Here is a 25,513-nt window from a genome sequence, read left to right on the forward strand (position 1 = left end):
TTCTCCATTGAATCCTAGACTCTTTCGAGCAGCAGCGCGGCCCCCTGCCCGACGCCGACGCACATGGTCGCCAGCGCATGACGGCCAGTGCCGCGCGCGAGTTCCAGTGCGGCCGATCCGGCAATGCGGGCGCCGCTCATGCCCAGCGGGTGCCCCAATGCGATCGCCCCGCCGTTGGGATTGACGCGAGGGTCAGCGTCGGCAACGCCGAGCGCGCGCAACACGGCAAGTCCCTGCGCCGCGAACGCTTCGTTGAGTTCGATCACGTCGATCACATCGATCCCGACGCCCGTCCGGTCGAGCAGCTTGCGCACTGCCGGAGCCGGGCCGATCCCCATGACACGCGGTGCTACCCCTGCCGACGCCCCGCCCACGATCCGCGCCAGCGGGGTCAATCCATGACGCTTCACCGCGCTTTCCGAGGCAACCAGCAAGGCTGCGGCACCATCGTTGACGCCACTGGCATTGCCCGCCGTGATCGACCCGTCAGGCCGGGTGATCGGCTTGAGCCGGGCAAGGTCGGCAAGGGTCGTTTCGCGGGGATGTTCGTCGATCGCAACCTCGACCGTCTTGCCGCGTCCCACTGCAACCGTGACCGGCACGATTTCAACGGCAAGGCGCCCGCTGGCCTGTGCGGCAGCCGCCTTTTGCTGCGAGCGCAAGGCAAAGGCGTCCTGGTCCTCGCGGCTGATCCCCAGCTCGTCGGCAAGGTTCTGGGCCGTTTCCGGCATGGAATCGGTGCCATAGGCAGCTGCCATGCGCGGGTTGACGAAGCGCCAGCCAATGGTCGTGTCGAAAATTTCCGCCTGTCGCGACCAGGCCCCCGATGCCTTGGGCATGACGAGCGGCGCACGGGTCATGCTTTCAACGCCTCCTGCCACGGCAAGCTCGATTTCCCCTGCGCGGATCGCGCGCGCGGCGGCTGCCACCGCTTCCAGCCCCGAACCGCACAAGCGGTTGACCGTCACCCCCGGCACCGTTTCCGGCAGGCCTGCGAGCAGGAGCGCCATGCGCGCGACATTGCGATTGTCCTCGCCCGCCTGATTGGCGCAGCCCATCCAGACTTCGTCGATCGCCGCCGGATCGAGCCCGGGATTGCGCGCCAGCAAGGCCGCCAGCGGGATCGCCGCCAGATCATCGGCCCGGACCGTCGCCAGCGCGCCACCATAACGACCGATGGGCGTACGAATGGTGTCGCACAGGAATGCTTCGCTCATGCTGCTTCTCCGCAAGTATTCCGCTCGATGGCGCGGTCGAGCGCGGCTGGGACACCCCAGGACAACGGGTCCTCGTCCGCATAGGCGGCAATCCGCGCGCGTACCGTTTCCAGACCCAGGGCCTGCGCATAGTGCATCGGTCCGCCCCGCCAGCGCGGGAACGCGTAGCCATGGACCAGAACCAGATCGATGTCGGACGGAGTGGCCGCGATGCCTTCGTCGAGAATACGCCAGCCTTCCTCGATCATCGCCGTGGTGGCGCGCTCGACGATTTCCGAGTCCGCAAAGGCGCGACGCGCGATCCCGGCGCGCGCGGATTCCTCGACGACGATCCGCTCGACAATGGCAGCGGGCCGTCCCGCCTTGCCCCCATAGTCGTACCAGCCCGCGCCGGTCTTGCGCCCCAGTCGCCCGGTTTCCTCGACAATGCGATCGGCGATCGGCACGTAGCGAAATCCCGCTTTCGTCCGCCAGCCGAGCCGTTTGCGATTGGCGTACGCGATGTCGAGACCCGACAGATCCTGTACTTCGTAAGGCCCCATCGCCATGCCGAACCCACGCATGGCAGCATCGACCTGCCAGGGCAGCGCCCCTTCGAGCAGCATGATGTCGCAAGTCTGGCGATAGCGGGTCAGGATGCGATTGCCGATGAAGCCGTCGCAGACCCCGGCCAGAACCGGGATTTTCCCCAGCCGCCCGGCAAGCCGCATGGCCGTCGCAAGCGTCGCGGGCGAAGTCGTCTGCGCCCGGATCACTTCGAGCAGCTTCATCACATGGGCCGGGCTGAAGAAATGCAGGCCGATGAAGCGTTCGGGCGCCCGCACTGTCCCCGCCAGTCGGTCGACATCGAGATAGGACGTATTGGTCGCCAGAATGGTCATCTCGGGCAAGGACGCGTCGAGCGCGGCAAAGACCCCCGCCTTGACGGCCAAGTCCTCGAACACCGCCTCGACCGCAATGTCGGCGGGGGGCAAATCGCCATAGCCGACATGCCAGGTGTATCGCTCGGCCATGCGCCGGGCTGCGGTTTCGGCGCTCATCTTGCCGCGCGATACGGCGTCGGCATGGAGCCTGCCCACATTGCCCTGTGCCCGCTCGATCCCCGCAGCATCGGTTTCGACCATCGCCACGGCAATGCCGACCGACGACAGGGCATAGGCAATCGCGGCGCCCATGGTGCCGCCGCCAACCACGACCGCCGATGCGATCTCCGCGCCCTCACCCTTGCGAGTCTGAGCCATGGCCGCACGCTCGGCGAAAAAGACATGGCGCAGCGCGGCTGCCTGATCGGAAGTCTTGAGCGCGAGAAACGTCGCGCGCTCCATCGCCAGCCCTTCGTTCAGAGGCAGATGGCAGGCCGCAGCGACCAGTTCGATCGCCCGGATCGGCGCGACCTGTCCGGGCATCCGCCGCGCGGCTCCGGCACGGGCAGCAGCAAGGGCAGCCTCATCCCCGAGCGGAGCGGGCAAGGAGCCGGTCGGCAGGCGATCGGGCAAAGGCAGGGTTTGCGCAGCCGCAACCACATCCTCGTCCACCGCATCGACGAGCCCGAGCGAGAGGGCCTCCCCTGCCGAAACGCTGCTCCCCTGCGCAATCATGGTCAGCGCCGGACCGAGGCCGATCAGGCGCGGCAAGCGTTGCGTCCCGCCTGCACCGGGCACCACGCCCAGCGTGACTTCGGGCAAGCCGAGACTGGCCGAAGGGGCCGCGACCCGCGCATGACAGGCCAGAGCAAGTTCCAGCCCGCCGCCCAGCGCGACGCCGTTGATTGCCGCCACGACGGGAACCGGGAAAGCCTCGATCCGGGCGACCACGTCGGGCAAATGCGGCGGTCGGGGCGCAGAGGAAAATTCGCGCGCATCGGCCCCGGCGACAAAGGCCTTGCCCGCGCCGGTCAGAATGACGCGGTCCGCGCCTTGCGCTTCCACGGTATCGAAAGCCTGCATCAGCCCCGCCCGCACCGCTTCGGACGTTACATTGACCGGCGGATTGTCGATGACGACATGGGCGATGCCCCCGGCAAGGGAAAGACGGACAGGTCCGGTCATGCCGTTTCCTCCGCAATACGGGCGCGGACAAGATCGCGCAGGATGAATTTCTGGATCTTGCCCGACGCGGTGGTGGGCAATTCGTCCATGATTTCGAGCCGTTCGGGATAATATTGGCGCGCGAGGTGCTGTCCGTCGAGGAACCGCTTCAGCCCGGCAAAGTCGAAGTCATGGCCGGGCTTGACCGCAACGCAGGCACAGGCCCGTTCCCCCAACCGCTCGTCAGAATAAGGGACGATGGCGACCTGCCGGATCGCGGGATGCTTGTAGAGCAGCGCCTCGACTTCGACGACGGGGATGTTTTCCGCGCCGCGAATGATCACGTCCTTCGACCGGCCGCAGATGCGGATATAGCCTTGCGCATCGATCCGGGCGATGTCGCCGGTGTCGAACCAGCCGTCGGCATCGGTATTGTTCCATTCCGGCCGCTTGAGATAGCCGACGAAGTTGGAACAGCCGCGTACATAGAGTTCGCCTTCCTCACCCGGGCCCAGCACGCGGCCATCGACATCGCGGAGCTGCAACTCCATCCCGGGCAAGGCAAAGCCGTCGCTGTTGACCGATCGTTCGTCGGGATCGGACGGAGCGACCACAGTCACCGCGCCGTTCTCGGTCATGCCCCAGGCCGAAATGATCTTGGTTCCCAGAACGCGATGCGCGCGTTCGACCAGAGCCCCCGGAATGGCGGTCCCGGCGCACAGGAATATGCGCAAGGCCGATGAGTCCGTTCCGGTTTCCTCGACTGCATCGGCAAGGTCGAGCAGGAATGGCGTGGACGCCATGGTGAAACTGATGCGTTCCGATGCGATCAGGTGCGCGGCCCGGACTTTGTCCCACACATCCATCAGAACCATGCGCGCGCCAAGCATGACCGGCAGCAAGAGGCCGTACATGAACCCCGTCTGGTGCGCCATGGGCGAGGCCATCAGCATGACGTCCCCCTCCCCCAGCCCGAGCCGGTCGGCATAAGCGACCAGATTGGAATACATGGTGTTGGCGGTATGCATGACCCCCTTGGGCTCACCGGTGGTGCCCGAAGTATAGATCAGCTGGCACACGTCGTCGGCATCGCCCCGGTCGCGTTCGCTGATCGGGCGCAAGGCTTCCACCCCATGGTCGAGCGCCGGATCGAGCAGCGCGGAAAAGCCCACCGCCCGCTCGCCCAGATCACCCTCATCACCAAGGGCAATGACATGGGCGAGATCGGGCAGATCCCCGCGCAGCCCCTCGATCATGGTGACATGGTCGAAATTGCGGAACCGGTGCGGGACGACGATCGCCTTTGCCTCGCCATGGCGCAGCATGAAGCCCAGCTCCCGTTCGCGGAAGATCGGCATGACCGGATTGAACACCACGCCCAAACGGCGACAGGCAACATAAAGAACCACGAATTCCCACGAATTGGGCAATTGGCAGGCAAGCACATCGTCACGCCCCAGCCCCATCCGGTGCAGAGCAACGGCCGCGCGCCAGGCCAGCGCATCGATCTGCGCATAAGTCAGGTCGCGACGCGCACCGGTCGCGGCGATAACGCTGGTAAGCGCGAGATCGTCGGGCTTGGCGGCCAGGAACTGCTCGAAATAATCAAGCAGCGTCTTGCCCGGCCAATAGCCCTGCGCTTCCATCTCCGCTCTGCGCGGTTCGATCAGGACGGCATCGAATTTCATGACGGTCCCGGCTCCCGGATTATGTGGTCAGGCGGAAACCGCCACGCGTCCCGCGCGTTCGCGGGCGATGATGTTCTTCATGATGTGCGCGGTGCCGTCGCCGATCTGAAGCCCGAGCACATCGCGCAGGCGTTGCTCGAACGGCAGCTCGGTCGACCATGCGGCATGGCCGTGGATCAGCAGGCAGGCATGGATCGTCTCATAGGCGAGCAGCGGGGGCCACCACTTGGCCATGGCCGCTTCGGCAACATGGGGCAGGCCTCGATCCTTGAGCCAGAGCGCGTTGTAGCTGAGCAGCCGGGCGCCTTCGACTTTGGTGTCGAAATCGGCAAGCTGGTGGGTGATCCCCTGAAACGCGGCCAGCGGCTTTCCGAAAGCCTTGCGCCCGCCAATATAGTCCCATGTCTCGGTCAGCGACTGACGCGCGGTACCCAGGCACTGCAACGCGATCAGCGAGCGGGAGAAATCGAACCCCTGCATGACCTGTACAAAGCCCTGGTTCTCTCCGCCCAGCAAGTGATCGACCGGCACGCGCACATTGTCGAAAAAGATCGAGCCGCGCCCGACGCAATGCTGACCCATGTCGTGAAAGCGCGTGGTGCTGACGCCCGGCGTATCCATCGGCACGAACACGGCCGAAATGCCCCGCGCCTTGTCCTCGACGCTGCCGGTGCGGGCAAAGACCACCGCGCCCGAAGCCTGATCCGCGCAGGAGATCGAGGTCTTTTCCCCGTTGATGACATAGTGGTCCCCGTCCCGCTCCATCCGCAGCCCGAGATTGGCCGCGTCCGACCCGCCGCGCGGTTCGGTCAGGGCGATCGCCACCATGCATTCCCCCGCAATCAGCCGGGGCAACCAGTGCCGCTTGATCTCGGGATTGGCGAAATTGGCCAGGATCTGCCCGTTGAGCGACCCCAGAATGTTGACGTAGCCGAAATTGAAATCGGCTCGCCCGATTTCCTCGATAATCACGCCCGAATAGATCGCGCCCGCGCCCAGCCCGCCGAATTCCTCGGGCAATTCCGGCGCGATCAGGCCGAGCGAGCCCATTTCCCGCACGAGGTCGGCGCCGAAGGCCCCAGTGGTTTCCCGTGCGCGGTATCCCGGGGCAAGCCGTTCGGTCGCGAACTTGCGGGCCAGATCGCGCAGGGCGACCAGATCATCACTGTCGAAAACGGTCGGGTACATTGGAGATCCCTCTGGTTCGATCACCGAACCGGCAAGGGAGAGGAGGACGCGACGGGGACGCGATCGCGCCGCTCGCGCCGCCGATACGGCGCAAGTGCCCGTCGATACCGATCAGGATAGCCATCATGCAGCCGGGCCCGACACCGGGCCGGGTCAGAACGACGCGCAGCTCCCTTCAGTCATCATCCTCTTGTCCCTTGCTTGTTCTTGTTGTTTCGTTGTCATCATGACACTTCGTTCAGGCGAAGCGCAATCCGATCGGCATCATTTTCCGAAGCGTCGGAAATCCGGCTTGCGCTTTTCCCGGAACGCCACGCCGCCTTCCTTGCTTTCGTCGGTATCGTAATAGAGGCTGAGCGCGCGCATCCCCATCGCGGAAATGCCCCGGATATTCTCGCTGTCGGCATTGAACGAGACTTTGGCGAGCGCGAGCGCGGTCGGCGAGCGGTCCATCAGTTCTGCGACCCAGCGATCGACTTCGGCATCGAGCTCCTCGTGCGGGACGACCGCATTGGCGAGGCCCCAGTCGAGCGCCTGTTGCGCCGAGTACCGCTTGTTGAGGTACCAGATCTCACGCGCGCGCTTTTCCCCGACGACACGGGCGAGATAGGCCGTTCCGAACCCCGGATCGACCGAGCCGACCTTGGGCCCCACTTGCCCGAACTGCGCCTTGTCCGACGCAATGGTGAGGTCGCAGATGGTCGCCAGCACATTGCCGCCGCCGATGGCAAAGCCGTTGACGCGGGCAATGACCGGCTTGGGCACATCGCGGATCAGGCTTTGCAATTCATCGATAGGCAGGCCGATGACGCCACGCCCGTCGTACTGCCCGTCATGGGCCGACTGGTCGCCCCCGGTGCAGAACGCCTTGTCCCCCGCACCGGTCAGCACGATCACACCCACATCGCGGTCCCAGCCCGCCGTCTGGAACGCATGGATCAGTTCATCGACGGTATGCCCGCGAAAGGCATTGTACTTGTCGGGACGATTGATCGTGATCCACGCCGCACCGCCGCGCAGTTCATAGAGAATGTCGGTATATGCCATGAAAGGGGTTCCTCAGCCGTGCATGGTCAGGCCGCCGGACACCGAAATGACCTGGCCGGTGATGAAGGATGCGTCGTCGCTCGACAGGAACAGGATCGCGCCGGGCAAATCCTCGGGCTTGCCGAGGCGACCGAGCGGAACCGCGCGGGTAAAGGCCGTGCGCAGCTTTTCCTTGTCGCCCGCCGCTTCCATGAAATTCTCGAGCATCCCGGTTTCGGTGACGCCCGGGCAGACGCAGTTGAAGACGATGCCATGGCGGGCATGTTCGCGCGCCAATGTCTTGGAAAAGGCGATGACCCCGGCCTTGCACGCGGCATAGACCGATTCCCCCGACGATCCGCCGCGCGCCGCATCCGATGCGATCGACACGACCCGGCCGCCGTTCCCGCGCGCCACCATCGAGGCGACGACCGGCTTGGTGATGTTGAGCACCGAGCGCAGATTGATGTCGATGATCTTCGTCCAGAAATCGGGTTCGGACTTGAGGAAGGGGACGAAGAGGTCCCAACCTGCGTTGTTGACCAGCACATCGACCGGCCCGAAATTCGCTTCGAGATCGGCAATGCCCGCAGCCACCGCCTGATAATCGGTCAGATCGACGACGAGCGCGGTTGCTTCACCACCTTCGGCCATGATCGCATCGACGACTTTCCCCGCTGCCTCTGCACTGACATCGGCAACGACGACGCGCGCACCTTCCTCGGCAAAGCGCAGACAGGTGGCGGACCCGATACCGCCGCCGCCGCCGGTCACGACAACGACCTTTCCTTTCAAACCTCGCACAGCATCTCTCCTCTCTTCGCCCGGCCCCTGAGGGGATCGGAAGGCCGGACGTCCGCATCCTGTCGGCTGGCGCCGCCCCTTTCTCGGGGCCTTGAGCGAATCTGCCGATCGATCTCTTGAAGACAGGGATAACCGCGCCGGATTTTATGTCAATATATTTACGTTCTTTCACAAAAAAAGCCCGCAATGCCTTGCTTGACCTTCCCGAGATGCGCAGACACAATGCAGAAATGAACGACGATCCAGCCACGCCAATCCCCGATCAGGCCCGCGATCTGTCGTGGGGGCTCAGCAACCGGCTGTTCTTCCGGCTCTATCAATGCACCAACATGCTGCACAAAACCGGGACCAAGGCGCTGGAGGCGCACTCGATCACGACGCAGCAATGGGCCGTTCTGGGCGCACTGACCCGCCCGACCTTCGTGCCCGGTGTCGCGGTCGGCGACCTTGCCACGTTCCTTCTGGTCAGCCGCCAGAATCTGGCGGGTGTGCTGCAACGGCTCGAAGCCATGGCCTATATCGAACGCGTGGTGGACCCCAAGGACAGCCGATCGCGCCTGATCCTGCTGACAGCCAAGGGGCGCAGCTTGTGGGACGCCAACATGCGCCCAGTCATTGCCGACTATTACCGCGAGGCGCTGGCCGGATTTTCGACTGAGGACAAGATCCACCTCGTCCACTACCTCGACAAGATGCTCCGCAATTTCAAGGCGATCGACCCCGACCCCACCGGCGGAAAGTAGGCGCCGCGCGAGGAAAGCCCCGGCGCGACGCAACGCCTCACATCCCCAGTCGCTCGCGCGCGTCGGTCGCCAGAGCCTTGGCGATGATGATCTGCTGGATCTGGGTCGTGCCTTCATAAATGCGGAACAGCCGCGCATCGCGGAAAAGCTGCTCGGCCCGGTATTCGCGAATATACCCCATGCCGCCATGCACCTGCACGTTGCGGTCGGCGATCCGGCCCACCGCTTCGGACGCAAACATCTTGGCGCACGAAGCTTCGACGCTCACGTTCTGCCCCGCGTCACGCTTGCGCGCCGCATCGATCACCATGCAGCGCGCGGCATAAGCCTCGGCCTTCGAATCCGCAAAAAAGGCCTGGAGCAACTGAAAGTCGGCTAGCGGCCGCCCGAACTGGCGACGCCCCACTGCATAGGCCACCATGTCCTCGATGATGCGATCCGACAGCCCGACGCAGGCTGCCGCGATGTGCAGGCGTCCCTTGTCGAGCACTTTCATCGCGGTTTTGAACCCCTGCCCCTCGACCCCGCCGATGAGCGCGGTGGCGGGCACGCGGCAATCCTCGAAAATGACGTCGCAGACGTGGGCGCCTTGCTGCCCCATCTTCTTTTCCGGCTTGCCCAGCGACAGCCCCGGCGTGCCGCGTTCAACCGCGAACGCCGAAACGCCCGCCGCGCCCTTCTGCGCCGGATCGGTCCGCGCCATGACCGTGAACAGCCCGGCATGGGGCGCATTGGTGATGAAGCGCTTGGTCCCGTTGATCACATAATCATCGCCGTCGCGCCGCGCGGTCGTGCGCACCGAGCCCGCATCGGAACCCACTTCCGGCTCGGTCAGGGCAAAAGACCCGATCAAGTCGCCCGAAGCCAGCCGCGGCAGATATTTCGCCTTTTGTTCAGGCGTGCCGTCGATGGCGATCCCTTGCATGCCGATGCCGACATTGGTCGCGAACATCGACCGGAAGGCCGGGGCCGCCCGCCCCAGTTCGAAAATCGCGAGGACTTCTTCCTCCATGGTGAGGCCAAGGCCGCCGAATTCCTCGGGCGCAGTCAGGCCGAACAAGCCGAGCGCGCGCATGTCGGCGACGATGCTTTCCGGAATGACATCGGTTTCGGCCACTTCAGCCTCGGCCGGGATCAAGCGTTCGTCGACGAAGCTGCGAATCGTCTCGAGAAGCTGGGACTGGGTATCTGCGTCGAGCGCCATGGCATTTCCTCACCGTTTTATGTAAATATATTTCCATATATTCGCTTGCCGATGGGTCCGCAAGACGCATATCATCAAGCTCTATCGACAACGAAAAGACCATGGCATTGCCATGATGACAGGAGAGAGAACGCCATGAAGGCGATCATGCTGACGCAACGTGGGGAACAGGGCGTCGCTCTGGTCGACACGGCACGGCCCGAGCCTGCGCCCGGCTGGGCTCTTGTGCGGATGCTCGCCGCCTCGGTGAATCGGGTCGATCTCTACATGCGCGATTCCGGCGTCGGGATCACGCATACCCTGCCCCTCATCATGGGTGTCGACGGCGTGGGCGAAGTGGTCGCGGCACCCCCGGCGTCGGGCCTTGCCCCCGGGGTTCGGGTCGCCTGTTATCCGGCCGAATTCTGCGGCGAATGTGCCGGATGCCTGTCGGGCAACCAGTCACTGTGCCGGACGCTGCGCATTCCCGGCGAACATCGCCACGGCACTTTCGCCGAATTCCTTGCCATGCCTACCCGCTCGCTCATCCCCCTGCCCGACGGCATGGCAGTGGAGGTCGCCGCCGCTCTCGGCGTCGCCGCTCTGACGGCATGGCGCATGGTACTGGGCAACGGGGCGCTCGGCCCGGGACAGACCGTACTGGTACAAGGCGCCGGCGGCGGCGTTGCCCATGCCGCCGTGCAATTGGCCCGCATGGTCGGCGCACGGGTCATCGCCACGACAACCGGCACCGCCAAGCTCGACCATTTTGCCGCACGCGGCGTCGAAACGATCGACCACGCCCGTGACGACATCGTCGCCAGCGTCATGGCCATGACCGGCGGCGAAGGCGTCGATGTGGTGGTGGACACTGTCGGCGAACGAACCTGGCCCGCATCCCTGCGCTCGCTTGCCAAAGGTGGACGGCTGGTCACTTGCGGCGCCACCACCGGAGCCCATCCTTCGGCGGACATCCAGCGTCTCTTCGTCCGGCAGATTTCCGTCCACGGTTCGACCATGGGTTCGCTCGGCGACATGCGGCGGCTGATCCGCGCTGCGGCACAAGGCCACTTTCAACTGGCGATCGACAGCGTGTTCCCGCTGACCGAGGTGCCCGCCGCCTTCGACCGGCTGGGTGCTCCCGACCGGCTCGGCAAGATCCTCATTTCCATCGCGAAGGACTGACCATGCCTTACGAAACCGTTCTGGTATCCCGTGAAGGGTCGGTGGGGATCATTACCCTGCACCGCCCCGAGGCGCTCAACGCGCTCAATTTCCGCCTGACCAGCGAACTGTCCGACGCGGCGGCGGCGTTCGACGCCGACCCCACCATTGCGGCGATCGTCGTCACCGGCTCCCCCCGCGCCTTTGCCGCCGGGGCCGACATCAAGGAAATCCGCGACAAGACTTTTGCCGAGGTCTTTGACGAGGATTTCGTCACCGCCTCGTGGGAAGGCATTGCCCGCGTGCGCAAACCGACGATCGCGGCGGTTGCCGGTCATGCCGTTGGCGGGGGATGCGAACTCGCGCTGATGTGCGACATCGTCGTGGCGGCCGAAAACGCGCGCTTCGCTCTTCCCGAAACGACCGTGGGCGTGATCCCCGGCGCGGGCGGGACCCAACGCCTGACCCGCATTGCGGGCAAGGCTCTGGCGATGGACATGATCCTGACCGGGCGGGCGCTCACCGCTGCCGAAGCCCTTGCCCACGGCCTTGTCAGCCGCATGGTTCCGACCGGCGAGGAACTATCCGAAGCGATCGGAATCGGCGAACGCATCGCCCGATCCTCACGCCCGATCCTGCGGCTGGCCAAGGAGGCCGTGAACAAGGCCTATGAGACCCATCTTTCCGAAGGGCTCTATGTCGAGCGGCGCCTGCTCTATGCGACGTTCGCGCTGGAAGACCGCAAGGAAGGCATGACCGCCTTCACCGAAAAACGCACGCCGCACTTCCGTCATCGCTGAAAAGGGGAGCGCCCCGGACGCAAGGACCGTCCGGGGCGGCATTCCCATCAGAGCGCGCCTTCCTTGGCGAGGTCGAGCGCGATGTCCACGATCATGTCTTCCTGACCGCCGACCATCTTGCGACGACCGACTTCAGCGAGGATCGAGCGGGTATCGACGCCATAGTCCTTGGCCGCCTTTTCCGCATGACGCAGGAACGAGGAATAGACCCCGGCATAGCCCAGCGTCAGCGTTTCGCGATCGACCTGGACCGGGCGATCCTGCAAAGGCCGGACCAGCTCGTCGGCCGCATCCATCAGCGCATAGAGATCGCAACCATGGTTCCAGCCATAGCGATCGGCCGCCGCGATGAAGACTTCGAGTGGCGCATTGCCCGCGCCCGCGCCCATCCCGGCGAGCGAGGCATCGACGCGCACCGCACCGTTCTGCACCGCGATCAACGAGTTCGCGACGCCGAGCGAGAGGTTGTGGTGCGCATGGACGCCGCGCTGGGTCTCCGGCTTGAGCACGCGATCATAGGCCTGAAGCCGGGCGGCATAGTCGTCCATGTTCATGGCCCCGCCGCTGTCGGTGACATAGACGCAATGCGCGCCGTATTCCTCCATCAGCTTGGCTTGCTTGGCCAGTGCCTCGGGACTGGTCATGTGGCTCATCATGAGGAAGCCCGAAACGTCCATGCCGAAACCGCGCGCGGCCTCGATATGCTGCTTCGACACGTCCGCCTCGGTGCAGTGGGTGGCGACGCGCACACTGCGCACGCCCATGTCATAGGCATGTTTCAGGTCGTGAACCGTGCCGATGCCGGGCAGAAGCAGCGTGGTCAGCACCGAATGCTCGAGCACTTCGGCCACGGCCCCGATCCAGTCCCAGTCGGTAAAGGCACCGAAGCCGTAGTTGAACGAGGAACCGTTGATACCGTCGCCATGGGCAACTTCGATGGCATCGACCTTGGCCGCATCGAGCGCCTTGGCGATCGCCTTGACGTGGTCGAGGCTATACTGGTGACGGATGGCGTGCATGCCGTCGCGCAGAGTGACGTCCTGGATGTAGAGCTTCTGCGTCCGGGGATCGTTGAAGGAACCGTTGAGTGTCATGCCACTTCTCCCACGAAATGGCGCAGCGCGATCTTTTCGGCGGTCCTGAACGCCGCCGACGTCATGATGTCGAGATTGCCCGCATAAGCGGGCAGGTAATGCGCCGCCCCTTCGACCTCGAGGAAGACCGTGACCTTGAGCCCGGTGAAATCGGTCTGTCCGGTTGCGGCCATTTCGGGAATGTGCAGCGGCCGGTTCGATCCGATGTGCTCGAACTGCACCGCCTGCTTCAGGCGATAGCCCGGAACATAGCCCTGCACTTGCGCCACCATGTCCTCGACGCTCTTGCGGATCGCTTCGGGATCGGCCTCTTCACACAGGCAATAGACCGTATCGCGCATGATCAGCGGCGGTTCGGCGGGATTGAGAATGATGATCGCCTTGCCCCGCGTGGCGCCGCCGACCTTGACGATGGCTTCGCTGGTGGTCTCGGTGAATTCATCGATATTGGCCCGCGTGCCGGGGCCCGCCGACTTCGACGAGATCGAGGCGACGATTTCGCCGTAGTGCACTTTGGCGACGCGATTGACTGCCGCGACCATCGGGATCGTCGCCTGCCCGCCGCACGTCACCATGTTGACGTTGAGCGCGTCGAGATTGGCGTCCCCGTTGACCGACGGGATCGTGTAAGGCCCGATCGCAGCGGGCGTGAGGTCGATCACGCGCTTGCCATGCGCCTGCAGAATCTCGTTGTTGCGCTTGTGCGCGCCTGCACTGGTCGCGTCAAAGACGATGCCGATGTCCTTGAACTCGGGCATCGCGACAAGGCCGTCGATCCCCTCGTGCGTGGTCGCGACACCCATGCGCTGGGCGCGGGCGAGACCGTCCGAGGCCGGATCGATCCCGACCATGACACCCATTTCCAGCACCTTGGACAGGCGCATGATCTTGATCATCAGGTCGGTGCCGATATTGCCCGAGCCGATAATGGCCACCTTGATCTTACCCATGGATTTCAGCCCTTTGCGTAAGTGAAGCTGCACGTGCCGATGCCGCCGACGCGGGCAACGACATGATCGCCGGGATTGAGCGGAACCATCGGCCCCAGGGCCCCGGCCAGAAGCACGTCCCCGGCCTTGAGCGGTTCGCCGCGCGCGGCAAGCGTGCTCGCAAGCCAGGCAGCAGCGTTGAGCGGATTGCCCAGAGCGGCCGCACCGACCCCGACCGAGACGATCTCGCCGTTCACTTCCATCACCATCCCGGCGGTGTAGATATCCGTCCCTTCGAGCGAACGCCCTTCGTCGGCGAGCACGAAGAAGGCGGACGAGCCGTTGTCGGCAACCGTGTCGGCGAACGTGATCTTCCAGTCGGCAATGCGGGAATCGACGATCTCGATCGCCGCATGAACCGAGGAAACCGCCGCAGCCACGTCGTCCGCGGTCGTTTCCGCCGAAGGCAGATCGGTGCCGAGAATGAAGGCGATCTCGGCTTCGGCCTTGGGCTGGATGCAGCTTCCCGCAGGCAGCACGCCGCCGTCAGCCACGCGCATGTCGTCGAACAGCACGCCGAAATCGGGCTGATCCACGCCGAGCTGCTTCTGCACGGCCTTGGCCGTCAGGCCCGCCTTGCGGCCGACGATCTGCCGTCCCTGTGCTTCCCAGAAGCGGGTGTTGATTTCCTGAACCCCATAGGCCCCGACCACATCGACCGGATCGAGATAATCGCGCAAGGGCGCAACCACGCCCCCGGTATAAGCGTCGCGCAGCAGCTTTGCCGCCGCTTCCCAGGTCTCACTCATGCATTCACGTCCTCTCCAGACCGCTGGCTCTCCAGACCGCAGGACTATTTTTTAGGCGCAAGGGGGTCTTGGCACCAGCCACAGGCCGCGCCAATATCTCAACATATGAGAAAGCAGATTCCCCTTCTTGCCGCCACCAGCCGTGCTCTTGCCATGCTTGAAGCCGTGATCGAGGACGGCGGCGCGAGCAGCGTTTCGGCCCTTGCCCGCAAGCATGACGTGCCTGTCGCGACCGCGCACCGACAAGTCGCAACGCTGGTTTCCGAAGGGTTTCTTGCCCCCACCGGCGGCGGGCGCCACATCGCGGGGCCCCGCCTGCGCGCCATTCTTGCGCGTGTCGATGACAAGCAGCTGGTGACCAATGTTGCAGCTCCCCTGCTCCATCGCCTTGCTGCCCGGACGGGCGCCGTGGTGCAACTGGGCACGTTCGAGAATGACATGGTGACCTATCGGATCAAGACCGGCGAAGGCGCCAATTCGCTGTTCACCAAAGTCGACATGCAGCTCGAAGCCTATTGCTCGGGAATCGGCAAGGTCCTGCTTGCCCATCTGCCCCAGGCCCAGCGCGACGCCTATCTTGCCGGGGGGCCTTTCGTTGCCCTCACCGAAACGACGATCACCGATCCGGCCGATCTTGCCCACGAACTCGAACAAGTGGCCAAGGCCGGATATGCCGAGGATCGGGGCGAAATCGATCCGGCCATTTCCTGCGTCGCGGTCCCCATCCGCCGTCCGGACGGCAGCGTTCCTGCCGCCATCTCGGTTTCGCGCCTGCGCGGCAAAGGCGGCATGAAGACCGACGCGGTGCTGGCTGCGCTCCACACCACGGCCGCCGAGATCGAGAAGTCCTGCTTCAGCTCGTGAGCGACAGCCGATCCCGCGCATTGTGCGCAGTTTGTACCAGACTTTGACGAGATGACATTTATTTAAGGCCAAGGAGGAGCTTGCGCGACGGGCGCGGGTAAAGCAACGAGCACTGTCGGGCCGGAAGCCCATCCCCCTTTCCGTCCTGCCCCGGAGCCTCCCTGATGTTTGATATCGTGAAGATTGCACTGCATCGTCCGTTGACGTTCATCGTCATGGCGATTCTGATCGCGATCTTCGGTGTGATCTCCGCCGTGCGTGCGCCGATCGACATGTTCCCCGAAATCCGCATCCCGGTGATCGCGGTTGCCTGGGGCTATTCCGGGCTCAACCCGCAGGACATGACCGATCGTATCGTCACACCCTATGAACGGGCGCTGACCACGACCGTCAACAATATCGAACACATCGAAAGCCAGTCGATGGTCGGTATCGGCATCGTGAAAATCTATTTCCAGCCGGGTACCAACATCGCCACTGCCAATGCGCAGGTCACCGCCATTTCGCAGACCTTGCTGCGCCAGTTGCCGCCCGGAACGACGCCGCCGCTGATCCTCAACTACAACGCCTCGACCGTGCCCATCCTGCAATTGGCGCTGTCGGGCGCGGGGATGAGCGAACAACAGTTGTTCGACATGGGCCAGAACCAGATCCGGCCCCAGCTCGTCACCATTCCCGGACTTGCCATGCCGTTCCCCTCGGGCGGCAAGATGCGCCAGGTCCAGGTCGATCTCGACCCGTCCGCGCTTCAGTCCAAGGGGCTGTCGGCACAGGACGTCTCGGACGCGATCGCCGCGCAGAACCAGATCAATCCGGCCGGTTTCGTCAAGATCGGGCCGACGCAGTACAGCGTCCGGCTGAACAACGCGCCGACCTCGATCGAGGCGCTCAACGACTTGCCGGTCAAGGTCGTCAACGGCGCGACCATCACCATGCGCGACGTCGCCCACGTCCGCGATGGGGCTCCGCCGCAGACCAACGTCGTCCACGTCAACGCGCGCCGCTCGGTCTTGCTGACCGTGCTCAAGAACGGTGCGACCTCGACGCTGTCGATCATCGACGGGGTCAAGACGCGCCTGCCCAAAGTCGTTGTCGGCCTTCCTGATTCGCTCAAGGTCCTGGTCGTCGGCGACCAGTCGGTCTTCGTGCGCGCCGCCGTGTCGGGGGTCGTTCGCGAAGGCCTGATCGCGGCAGGCCTCACCAGCCTGATGATCCTGCTGTTTCTCGGCTCGGTCCGCTCGACGCTCATCATCGTCACCTCGATCCCGCTGGCTGTGCTGGCCGCGATCGCAACGCTCTATGTCTTTGGCGAGACGCTCAACGTGATGACGCTGGGCGGGCTGGCGCTCGCGGTCGGGCTGCTCGTCGACGAAGCGACCGTCACCATCGAGAACATCAACTGGCACCTCGAACAGGGCAAGGGCGTGATCGAATCGATCACCGACGGCGCCGCGCAGATTGTCGTTCCGGCCTTCGTCTCGATGTTGTGCATCTGCATCGTGTTCGTGCCGATGTTCTTCCTGCCCGGCGTTGCGGGCTACCTCTTCGTGCCGATGGCGCTGGCGGTCGTGTTCTCGATGATGGCGAGCTTTATCCTGTCGCGCACGCTGGTCCCGACCATGGCGATGTACCTGCTCAAGCCGCATGAGCCCCATGCCGTCCATACCGGCATCTCGGCGTTCTTCGTCGGCATCCAGCGCGGGTTCGAAGGCCACTTCGAACGCCTTCGCGCCGGCTACATCGGCCTGCTGCGGCTGGCCCTTGCCGGACGGCAGCGGTTCGTCATCGGCTTTCTCCTTGCCATGGTCGCTTCGTTCGGGCTGCTGCCGTTCCTGGGCAGCAATTTCTTCCCCTCGGTCGATTCCGGCCAGATCCTGATGCACGTGCGCGTGCCGATGGGATCGCGGATCGAGGAAACCTCCGCCCGGTTCGACCGCATCGGCCTTGCCATCCGCGAAATCATCCCGCCTGCCGAACTGACCTCGATCACCGACAACATCGGCCTTCCGGTCAGCGCGATCAACGTGACCTACAACAACAGCGGCACGATCGGATCGCAGGACGGCGACATCATGATCACCATGGGCGAAGGGCACGAGCCCACCGCCGGCGTGATTGCCCGCCTGCGCCGCGAATTGCCGCGCCGCTTCCCCGGCACGACATTCGCGTTCCTGCCTGCCGACATCACCAGCCAGATCTTGAATTTCGGGAGCCCCGCGCCGATCGACGTTCAGGTTTCCGCGCGCGATCCCAAGGCCGCGCGCGCCTTTGCCGAAAAGATCCTGGCCGCCATCGGCTCGGTTCCCGGCATCGCCGACACCCGTATCCAGCAGCCGCAAAGCTCGCCGGAATTCAACATCGACGTCAACCGCTCGCGCATCGGGCAATATGGCGTGACCGAGCGCGACGTGACCAACAGCCTGGCGAACGCGCTGGCGGGGACGTCGCAGGTGGCACCGGTCTATTTCGTCAACCCGAACAACGGCGTGCAATATCCCGTCGTCGCGCAGGCGCCGGAATACCTCGTCGATTCGGTCAATTCGCTCGCCAATGTCCCCGTCTCGGGTCAGGCGGGCAGCGCGAGCCAGTTGCTGGGCGGCGTGGCACAGATCCGCCGGACCGCGACCCCGGCGGTAATCTCGCACTACAACATCCAGCCCGTGTTCGACGTCTATGCGACGACCTCGGGCCGCGATCTGGGCGGCGTTGCGGGCGACATCAACAAGGTTCTGGCCAAGCTTACCAAGGACCAGCCCAAGGGCGTGACCGTCACCATTCGCGGCCAGTACGAAACGATGAACACCGCCTTCATCGGGCTGGGTCTCGGGATCATCGGGGCGATCGCGCTGATCTACCTGCTGATCGTCGTCAATTTCCAGAGCTGGCTCGACCCGCTGGTCATCATCTCGGCCCTGCCCGCCGCGCTTGCCGGGATCATCTGGATGCTGTTCGTGTCGGGAACCACGCTTTCGGTCCCCGCGCTGACCGGCGCGATCATGTGCATGGGCATTGCAACGGCGAACTCGATCCTCGTCATCAGCTTTGCCCGCGAACGCCTTGTCGCGACCGGCGATGCGACCATGGCCGCGATCGAGGCCGGGATCGTCCGTTTCCGCCCGGTGCTGATGACCGCGCTTGCCATGGTCATCGGCATGGTGCCCATGGCACTCGGCCTTGGCGAAGGCGGCGAACAGAATGCCCCGCTCGGCCGTGCGGTCATCGGCGGCCTGCTCTTTGCCACCGTCGCCACGCTGATGTTCGTGCCTGTCGTGTTCAGCATTGCCCATCGCCGCCGCGTCGGCAACCAACCTTCTCTTGAACCGGTGCCCTCCCATGTCTGATCTGCATTCGCCCGTCGATCTCGACGCCCCCCTTCCTGACGGCCGCCGTCTCGGACGTCTGGGCATCCTGCTGGCCGTCGGCGCGGTCGGGGCTGCGGCTCTGGGCATTGCCCTGCGCGAACGCTCGGTCACCACGGCGGGCGAGGAAGCGCGCACGGCCGCAGTTTCCGATGTCGCGGTGGTCCATCCCATGCCGGCCGCCCCCAGCGACGAAATCGTCCTGCCCGGGCAGATCCAGGCCTGGAACAACGCGGCGATCAACGCGCGGACCAATGGCTATGTCCGGACCTGGCTTGCCGACATCGGCGACCATGTCCACGAAGGACAGCCGCTCGCCGTCCTCGACGCGCCGGAAGTCGATCAGGCGCTGGCCCAGGCCGAAGCCGATTACCAGACCGCGCTTGCCAACCAGCGCCTTGCCGCAACGACGGCCCACCGCTGGACCCAGTTGCTCGGACAGGATGCCGTCTCGCGACAGGAAAACGACGAGAAGCAGGGCGACCTTGCGGCAAAATCCGCGCTCGCCAATTCCGCGCTCGCCAATGTGAAGCGTCTTCGCGCGATGCAGGGGTTCGAACGGGTCTATGCGCCGTTCGACGGCGTCGTGACCAGCCGCGCGGCGCAGATCGGCGCTCTCGTCGTCACCGGCAATGCCACGGCCCAGCCGCTGTTCACGGTTGCCGACGTCCATCGCATGCGCGTCTATGTCCGCGTGCCGCAGAACTATTCGGCGATGATCCATCCCGGCATTTCGGCAAGCCTGATCCTGCCCGAATTTCCGGGCCGGGAATTCAACGCGGACCTGACGCGCTCGGCCAATGCGGTCGACACCCAGTCGGGCTCGGTCCTCGTCGAATTGCAGGCCGACAATGGCGAGCGTCTGCTCAAGCCCGGCGCCTTTACCCAGGTCCATTTCCACGCCTCGGGCAGCGTCGGCACGCTCGCCCTGCCCGGCAGCGCCATTCTCTATGGCTCGGACGGCCCGCGCGTCGCCGTGGTGGACAAGAGCGGCAAGGTCGCCATGCGCAAGGTCATGATTCTGCGCGACGAAGGCAATCAGGTGCGCGTCAACGGCGCCATCACCGCCTCGGATTCAGTCGTCGACACGCCCCCCGACGCCATCCACGACGGGCAGCAGGTGCGCGTGACGCAAGTCCTTCACCCGCAGGACGATGCCAAGGGCAAGCCGCATGGCTGAGAGACGCCGAACGCCCCCGGCACGCCGCATGGCGCGGCTCGCACCGCTTCTCGTGCCCCTGGCTCTTGCCGGATGCTCGCTTGCGCCCAAGCCGCGTTCGCTCGCGATCAGCACGCCTGACACGTTCGCCGAGACCCCGGCCAACTGGGCACAGGCGACGCCGCTCGACGGATCGGATCGCGGCGAATGGTGGGCCGGGTTCGGCGATCCGGTTCTCGACGATCTCGAAACCCGCGCAGCGAAAGCCAGCCCGACGCTTGAGGCCGCTCTTGCCCGCCGCGAGGAAGCCCGCGCCGTCCTCCATCAACAGGCCGCGCAATACCTGCCCGAAATCGACGCGACCGCCTCAGCCGCACGCAACCGCGTGGCCCGTGATCGCCCGCTCAGTGCCGGACACAGCGCGACGTACGATGACTACCGCATCGGTTCGCAGCTTTCCTATGAAGTCGACCTGTGGGGCCGGGTGCGCAATTCGGTCGCGGCCGCACGGGCTGAATCAAAGGCAAGCGACGCTGATCTCGCCTCGATCCGCCTGAGCCTGCAAGCCTCGGTCGCCGATGCCTATGCCCGGCTGCGCGGTCTCGACGCGGAAGAAGACCTGCTGATCCGCTCGGTCGAAGCCTATACCCGCGCGCTCGACCTGACACGCAAGCGGCATGAAGGCGGGGTCGCCACCGGGCTCGACGAAAACCGCGCGCGCACCGTGCTCGGCAATGCCCGCGCGCAAGTCTCCGACGTTGCCGCCCAGCGCGCCGCGACGGAGCATGAACTGGCGGCTCTGGTGGGCGAAGTTGCCAGCGGTTTTCGCATCGCTCCGGTCCCGCGGGTGGTCGATGCCCCCGCAGTTCCGGTCGGCACGCCCTCGACGCTCATTCAGCGTCGTCCCGACATTTCCGCCGCCGAACGCCGGGTCGCTGCCGCCAATGCCCGCATCGGCGTTGCCCGTGCGGCCTTGTTCCCAACGGTCACGCTCGGCCTTGCCGGTGGTTTCGAAAGCACCGGATCGGGTCTGCTTTCCTCGCCCAATGCCTTCTGGGCGCTTGGCCCGCTCGGCGTCAGCGCGCCGATCTTCGACGCGGGCAAGCGGATCGCGGGCGTGCGGCTGGCCCGTGCGCAACTTGACGAGGCTGCCGCCAATTACCGCACCAGCGTCCTGACCGCTTTCCGCGAAGTCGAGGATGCTCTTGCCGCCGCACGCCAGTTGAAGCTCGAAGCGGTCGATCAGAAGGCCGCTGCGGAAGCTGCCGAGGCATCGAGCCGCCTTGCCTTCACGCGCTATCGCGAAGGGGCCGCAAACTATTTCGAAGTGGTGACCGCCCAGACAGACGCCCTGACCGCCCAGCGCGCGTTCCTCACCGTACAAACCCGCCGTGCGCAGGCGACGGTTGCCATCGTCCGTGCGCTCGGCGGACCGATCGAATGCGGGACCGGCTGCGGCGTGAAACCTGCGCGTTAGATGCTCGTGGACGCATCGACCAACCAGTCGGGGGAGAGCGACAGGATCAGCCCTTCGACAAGGTGATCGGTGCCGGTCAGGACCATCAACCCGACCGCGATCATCACGCCGCCCAGAACCAGCTTGCCCCGGCTTGCCGCTGCCATGATCTGGCTGCCGCGCCGGGCAAGCAGGGTCCGGGTGGCAAAGGACAAGCCCAAAAGCACGACCACCATCCCCAGCGCGAACGCGACCATGACGACGGCCGCTGCACCAAGGCTGCCGCCCTGGCTCGCCACCACCGTCGCCGCGCCGAGCGTCGGACCGACGCAGGGGCTCCAGACCAAGCCGAGCAGCACGCCGATGCCCGCCTGTCCGGCAAGGCCATAGGCGGCAAGCCCCGCCTGACGCCGGGCCGCCCACCCCGCCAGCGGCGTCGCAAGCGCGGCCAGCCGTCCTTGCGCAATGGGGATGGCAAGGACGATCCCGGCGAGCAGCAGCATGACCGCGCCGACCACCCGCAACCCGTCGGCATCGAGGCCCGCGAGCGTCCCGGCCGATGCCACCGCAAGCCCGACACCCGTGAACGACACGACCAGCCCTGCCGACAGTGCCAGCGGCCCGAACCGGCTTTTCTGCAACGCGCTGCCCAGAACGATCGGCACCAGCGGCAGGACGCAAGGGGACAGGATAGTGAGGGCACCAGCCGCAAAGCCGAGTGCGGGGCTGAGCGCGCCGCTCATCCCTGATGCACCGTGGTCGCGAGCAGATTGGCAATCTCGGTCTTGTCGGTGCGGAAACGGATACGCCCGACTTCGTGCGTGCCATGGAATCCGATCAGCGTCCCCTGCTTGTCGACACCGAAGCTCTTCCATTCATCCTTCTGGCGGTCGTAGTTGATCTTGAACACGACCAGCTTGTCATAATCGCTGGCGGCAACCGTGCGCTTCACGGTTCCTTCCTGCGAATGGCAGACCGGGCACCACCATGCCGCGACCTCGACCAGGATCGGCTTTCCCTGTGCTTGCGCAGCCGTGAAAGCGGCACGGTCAAACGGACGGAATTCGGCCGCCGAAGCAGGGCCTGCGACAAAGGCACCGGCGGCCAGAACGGCTGCGGAGACGAGACGGGCAAAGGACATCGGACATTCTCCTCGCTCTGCGACCGGCGTGGCCGCATCATCGGGAAATTCGCGAGGATCACCTCCTCCGTTACAGTCGACCGGACCGCTTCACTTGCAAAAGCACCGCGATGAGACCTGCTGCCACCGCAAACGATGCGATCGGGACCAACGCCTGCCCCGCGACGTGCCATCCACGCCCCCGCACCAGCACGTCGCGCGCCGCCGCAATGAACGGCGTCAGCGGCAAGAGACGGCCGATCGCCTGCGCCCAGCCGGGCAAGGTCGCGAAGGGATAAAGAAAGCCCGACAGCAACAGAGCCGGAAGATAGAACCCCACGGCCCCCTGCAAGGCCGCAACCTGGGTCCGCGCCCGCGCCGCAAGGGCAAATCCGGTCAGAAAGTGCGCCGCAGCAAAAAACGGCAGGAGAAGGACAATCGCCCAGATCGGCCCCCGTACCGGCACATCGAACACCAGCACCGCTCCGGCAAGAACCAGAATACCCTGCACGGTCCCGAGCGCCATGTGCGGCACCAGCTTACCGAGAACGATCGCACACGGTCCGGTCGGCAGCGCCATCAGAGTCTCCCACGTTCCCGCCTCGCGTTCGCGGGAAAGGCTGAGGCAGCCGAGCAGAACCATGGCGATCATCACCGCAACCCCGACCAGAGCGGGCAGGAACGCATAGGCCGCGCGCGTCTGCGGGTTGTAGAGCCGGACGATCTCGGGAGAAAGGGCGCGCGCGGCAGGATCGCGGGTCGCCTGCGCCTTCCAATAGGCCGCCTCGAGACGGGCCGTCCCGAGATCGGTCGCCGACGGTTCGGCTGCATCGACGACCAGCCGGACCGGACGCAAAGGGGCGAGCGGATCGGCAAACGACCGCCGCCGGGGAAGCTCGATCCCGATCGCTGCGCGCCCGTCGCGAACCGCTTGCTCCGCAGCCCCCGCAGGCAAGTCGGCGCCAACGACGAAAAGGCCCGCGTCCATCCCGATCCGCCGCCGCACCTCGGCGGTTTCGCGATCGTCGGGCCCTGCCACCACCACGGTCAGCCGGGCTTCATCCGGACGGATCGCATGACCGAACAGGATCAGTTGCAGCAGGGGCAGAACCAGCAGCAGCGAAAGCGTCGTCGGCGCCCGCAGCAGCCTCATGCATTCGAGGCGCGCGATCGCCGCAATCGCATTCATACGGGATCAGCCCGGCCATCGCGGAAATGCAGAACGCGATCGCAAGTGGCAAGATCGACGGCATTGTGAGTGATCAGCACGATCGCGTGCCCGTCTGCTGCGAACCTGTCGAGCCAGCTCCGAAATTCCCCGTGCGTGGCACTGTCGAGCCCTGCGGTCGGTTCGTCGAGCAGCAGCAACGGCGGGCGATGGAGCACCGAGGCGACCCATTGCGCCCTTCTCGCCCACCCTCCCGACAGATGCCCGACACGGGTTCGGGCATGATCGCCAAGACCGTGGCTGTCGAGCGCGCGCGCCACGACCCCGGCCGGATCGGCCAGCCCCAGAACCCGCGCGCGAAAGAGCAGATTGGTCCACACATCAAGCTCGGGGTAGAGCCCTATCGTCTGGGGCATATAGCCGATCCTGCCGCGCGGAATGGCGCGAAAACGCCGCACATCGGCCCCCAACACATGACCGCTGCCCGCGACCGGCGCGACCAGCCCCGCCAGCATCCGCAAGGTCGTCGTCTTGCCGCTGCCGTTCGCGCCGGTCAGGGCGAGCCTTTCCCCCGCCCGCAGAACGAAGGAAACGCCCCGGATCACCGTCCGCCCGCGATAACGCGCCGCCAGATCCCGCACCGAGACGGGGTCAGCCATGCTCATAGGTAAAGCCCCCGTGCATGAACTTGGTGGCTTCGGCCCCGAGAACCAGCGTCCGTTCGCCCGGCGCCATCAAATCGGCACGCAAGGTGGCGAGTGCGATCCAGATCGCCGCCGATCCGGTGTTCCCGACCCGGTCCGCGTTGACGAAGATCCGATCCGGGGAAAGGCCGAAATGGCGCGCGACCTGCCCACCGATCCGACCGCTGGCCTGATGCGGAACGACCCAATCGGCCTGTGCGATCGCGGCAGGTCCGGCAGCGGCCATCCCGTGCTCGAACAAGTCCGCACCCGAGGCGGCAATCGCCTGATAATCCTGCGTGAAGCGCAAGGGGCCTGGATCGGGCGCCGGATCATCGGCGCCCCCCTGCCGCATCGACAGTCCCGGCTCGCGTCCAAGCCCGATCGCGCCGAACCAGGCCGAATGCAGCCTCTGCCCTACCGCTTTTGCCGGACCGAGCACGATGGCCCCGGCACCATCCCCCATCTGCACCAGATTGAGCCGCTGCACCGGATCGGCAATCGCGTCGGCCGGATCGAAAAAGCACGAGCCCGTCTCCGACCCCACGATTGCGACCGGCCGGGCGTCATCGCTCGCCAAGAGACCGAACGCGATCATCAGGGCATTGGCGAAACCGGTACAGGCCTGCCGCAATTCGACGTGAGGCCCCGCATAGCCGACAAGATCAGCCACTTCGACAACATTGCCCGGAATCGGCCGCGCGGGCGTCGCGGTATGACCGATGAGGTAACCGAGATCGCCGACCGCAAGCCCGGCTTCGGCAAGAGCCCTGCGCAAGGCTTGCGCGGCCAGTTCCGGATTGCGCGCACCGGCCCGCGCGGGCTCGACACGCCGGGTAAAATCGCGTGCGACATGGCGGGTGCGGATCGCGAGCCGCCGGGCTGCGGCCTGCACCTGCCCCGCCCGCAATCCCGGAGCATGGGGCGCGATCCGCTCGATCAGATCCTGCGTCCCCAGCGGCTCCCCCGGCAGCGCCACGCCCATGCCAAGGACCGCAAGCGATCCCCGCGAACGCCACGGCGGCGCCATGG

The 25,513-nt window shown here is 65.4% G+C and carries 22 protein-coding genes; 7 read left to right on the forward strand and 15 right to left on the reverse strand.

The genetic code is table 11. The features are described 5' to 3' along the window. Positions 1-14: 14 nt before the first annotated feature. The 6 genes from pcaF to Y88_RS16515 all read right to left on the reverse strand — a co-directional run bounded on the left by pcaF (position 15) and on the right by Y88_RS16515 (position 7,950). Positions 15-1,217: a 3-oxoadipyl-CoA thiolase gene (gene pcaF / locus Y88_RS16490; protein ID WP_008071273.1), complete on the reverse strand. Its 1,203-nt coding sequence runs from the start codon at positions 1,215-1,217 to the stop codon at positions 15-17. Next, entirely contained in the window at positions 1,214-3,265 is a 2,052-nt protein-coding gene (locus Y88_RS16495; protein ID WP_008071275.1) for a 3-hydroxyacyl-CoA dehydrogenase NAD-binding domain-containing protein, read from the reverse strand. The genes pcaF and Y88_RS16495 overlap by 4 nt, the downstream gene beginning before the upstream one ends. Next, complete coding sequence (locus tag Y88_RS16500; RefSeq protein WP_008071276.1) at positions 3,262-4,932, reverse strand: cyclohexanecarboxylate-CoA ligase; 1,671 nt, start codon at positions 4,930-4,932, stop codon at positions 3,262-3,264. The genes Y88_RS16495 and Y88_RS16500 overlap by 4 nt, the downstream gene beginning before the upstream one ends. A 27-nt stretch (positions 4,933-4,959) precedes the next feature. After that, positions 4,960-6,120 (reverse strand): cyclohexanecarboxyl-CoA dehydrogenase, encoded by a 1,161-nt coding sequence (gene aliB / locus Y88_RS16505; RefSeq protein ID WP_008071278.1) that lies wholly within the window; start codon positions 6,118-6,120, stop codon positions 4,960-4,962. Positions 6,121-6,384: 264 nt separating this feature from the next. Continuing rightward, positions 6,385-7,167, reverse strand: coding sequence for a 2-ketocyclohexanecarboxyl-CoA hydrolase (gene badI, locus Y88_RS16510; protein ID WP_008071280.1), 783 nt, complete (start codon positions 7,165-7,167; stop codon positions 6,385-6,387). A gap of 12 nt (positions 7,168-7,179) precedes the next feature. After that, positions 7,180-7,950 carry an SDR family NAD(P)-dependent oxidoreductase gene (locus Y88_RS16515; protein WP_026166905.1) on the reverse strand — a complete coding sequence of 257 codons (771 nt, stop codon included), beginning with the start codon at positions 7,948-7,950 and terminating at the stop codon, positions 7,180-7,182. Positions 7,951-8,180: 230 nt separating this feature from the next. Here Y88_RS16515 and Y88_RS16520 point away from each other — a divergent pair, with 230 nt between their 5' ends. Beyond that, positions 8,181-8,693 carry a MarR family winged helix-turn-helix transcriptional regulator gene (locus Y88_RS16520; RefSeq protein ID WP_008071291.1) on the forward strand — a complete coding sequence of 171 codons (513 nt, stop codon included), beginning with the start codon at positions 8,181-8,183 and terminating at the stop codon, positions 8,691-8,693. A 37-nt stretch (positions 8,694-8,730) separates the two neighbouring features. Here Y88_RS16520 and Y88_RS16525 read toward each other — a convergent pair whose 3' ends face one another. Beyond that, positions 8,731-9,897, reverse strand: a complete 1,167-nt coding sequence (locus Y88_RS16525; protein WP_008071293.1) for an acyl-CoA dehydrogenase family protein — start codon at positions 9,895-9,897, stop codon at positions 8,731-8,733. Positions 9,898-10,032: 135 nt separating this feature from the next. On the opposite strand from Y88_RS16525, the gene Y88_RS16530 reads away from it, so the two are divergent. Together Y88_RS16530 and Y88_RS16535 are read left to right on the forward strand one after the other, a co-directional pair. Then, the gene (locus Y88_RS16530) at positions 10,033-11,061 is read left to right on the forward strand and encodes a zinc-binding dehydrogenase (protein ID WP_008071295.1); all 1,029 of its coding nucleotides are present in this window, start codon (positions 10,033-10,035) and stop codon (positions 11,059-11,061) included. A gap of 2 nt (positions 11,062-11,063) precedes the next feature. Beyond that, positions 11,064-11,840 carry an enoyl-CoA hydratase-related protein gene (locus Y88_RS16535; RefSeq protein ID WP_008071297.1) on the forward strand — a complete coding sequence of 259 codons (777 nt, stop codon included), beginning with the start codon at positions 11,064-11,066 and terminating at the stop codon, positions 11,838-11,840. Positions 11,841-11,887: 47 nt separating this feature from the next. Here the strand turns inward: Y88_RS16535 and dmpG are convergent, their stop codons facing one another. From dmpG to Y88_RS16550, 3 genes are read right to left on the reverse strand one after another with little or no spacing between them, the layout of a single operon-like run. Further along, positions 11,888-12,934, reverse strand: a complete 1,047-nt coding sequence (dmpG, locus tag Y88_RS16540; protein WP_008071300.1) for a 4-hydroxy-2-oxovalerate aldolase — start codon at positions 12,932-12,934, stop codon at positions 11,888-11,890. Then, positions 12,931-13,884, reverse strand: coding sequence for an acetaldehyde dehydrogenase (acetylating) (locus tag Y88_RS16545; protein WP_018075636.1), 954 nt, complete (start codon positions 13,882-13,884; stop codon positions 12,931-12,933). Before Y88_RS16545 ends, dmpG begins: the two co-directional genes overlap by 4 nt. Before the next feature lie 5 nt (positions 13,885-13,889). Next, entirely contained in the window at positions 13,890-14,672 is a 783-nt protein-coding gene (locus tag Y88_RS16550) for a 2-keto-4-pentenoate hydratase (RefSeq protein ID WP_008071304.1), read from the reverse strand. A 105-nt stretch (positions 14,673-14,777) separates the two neighbouring features. Between Y88_RS16550 and Y88_RS16555 the strand changes: the two genes are divergently transcribed. From Y88_RS16555 to Y88_RS16570, 4 genes are all read left to right on the forward strand, one after another. Further along, positions 14,778-15,536, forward strand: coding sequence for an IclR family transcriptional regulator (locus tag Y88_RS16555; protein ID WP_008071306.1), 759 nt, complete (start codon positions 14,778-14,780; stop codon positions 15,534-15,536). Between the two features lie 164 nt (positions 15,537-15,700). Further along, positions 15,701-18,877 carry an efflux RND transporter permease subunit gene (locus Y88_RS16560; RefSeq protein WP_008071309.1) on the forward strand — a complete coding sequence of 1,059 codons (3,177 nt, stop codon included), beginning with the start codon at positions 15,701-15,703 and terminating at the stop codon, positions 18,875-18,877. After that, on the forward strand, positions 18,870-20,075 hold the full coding sequence (locus tag Y88_RS16565) for an efflux RND transporter periplasmic adaptor subunit (protein ID WP_008071312.1): 1,206 nt from the start codon (positions 18,870-18,872) through the stop codon (positions 20,073-20,075). The genes Y88_RS16560 and Y88_RS16565 overlap by 8 nt, the downstream gene beginning before the upstream one ends. Positions 20,076-20,103: 28 nt before the next feature. Beyond that, a complete protein-coding gene (locus Y88_RS16570; RefSeq protein WP_008071314.1) occupies positions 20,104-21,531 on the forward strand; it encodes an efflux transporter outer membrane subunit in 1,428 nt (475 codons plus the stop codon). On the opposite strand, the gene Y88_RS16575 is transcribed toward Y88_RS16570, so the two are convergent. From Y88_RS16575 to Y88_RS16595, 5 genes are all read right to left on the reverse strand, one after another. Then, positions 21,528-22,253: a cytochrome c biogenesis CcdA family protein gene (locus Y88_RS16575; protein WP_008071315.1), complete on the reverse strand. Its 726-nt coding sequence runs from the start codon at positions 22,251-22,253 to the stop codon at positions 21,528-21,530. The genes Y88_RS16570 and Y88_RS16575 overlap by 4 nt on opposite strands. Continuing rightward, positions 22,250-22,651: a TlpA family protein disulfide reductase gene (locus Y88_RS16580; RefSeq protein ID WP_008071317.1), complete on the reverse strand. Its 402-nt coding sequence runs from the start codon at positions 22,649-22,651 to the stop codon at positions 22,250-22,252. The genes Y88_RS16575 and Y88_RS16580 overlap by 4 nt, the downstream gene beginning before the upstream one ends. A gap of 70 nt (positions 22,652-22,721) precedes the next feature. Continuing rightward, positions 22,722-23,819, reverse strand: a complete 1,098-nt coding sequence (locus Y88_RS16585) for an ABC transporter permease (RefSeq protein WP_008071319.1) — start codon at positions 23,817-23,819, stop codon at positions 22,722-22,724. After that, a complete protein-coding gene (locus Y88_RS16590) occupies positions 23,816-24,457 on the reverse strand; it encodes an ABC transporter ATP-binding protein (protein ID WP_157132684.1) in 642 nt (213 codons plus the stop codon). Before Y88_RS16590 ends, Y88_RS16585 begins: the two co-directional genes overlap by 4 nt. Then, complete coding sequence (locus Y88_RS16595; RefSeq protein ID WP_008071335.1) at positions 24,450-25,511, reverse strand: 3-oxoacyl-ACP synthase III family protein; 1,062 nt, start codon at positions 25,509-25,511, stop codon at positions 24,450-24,452. The genes Y88_RS16590 and Y88_RS16595 overlap by 8 nt, the downstream gene beginning before the upstream one ends. Positions 25,512-25,513: the final 2 nt, after the last annotated feature.

The organism is Novosphingobium nitrogenifigens DSM 19370 (assembly GCF_000192575.1).
In the GTDB taxonomy this organism is placed as follows: domain Bacteria; phylum Pseudomonadota; class Alphaproteobacteria; order Sphingomonadales; family Sphingomonadaceae; genus Novosphingobium; species Novosphingobium nitrogenifigens.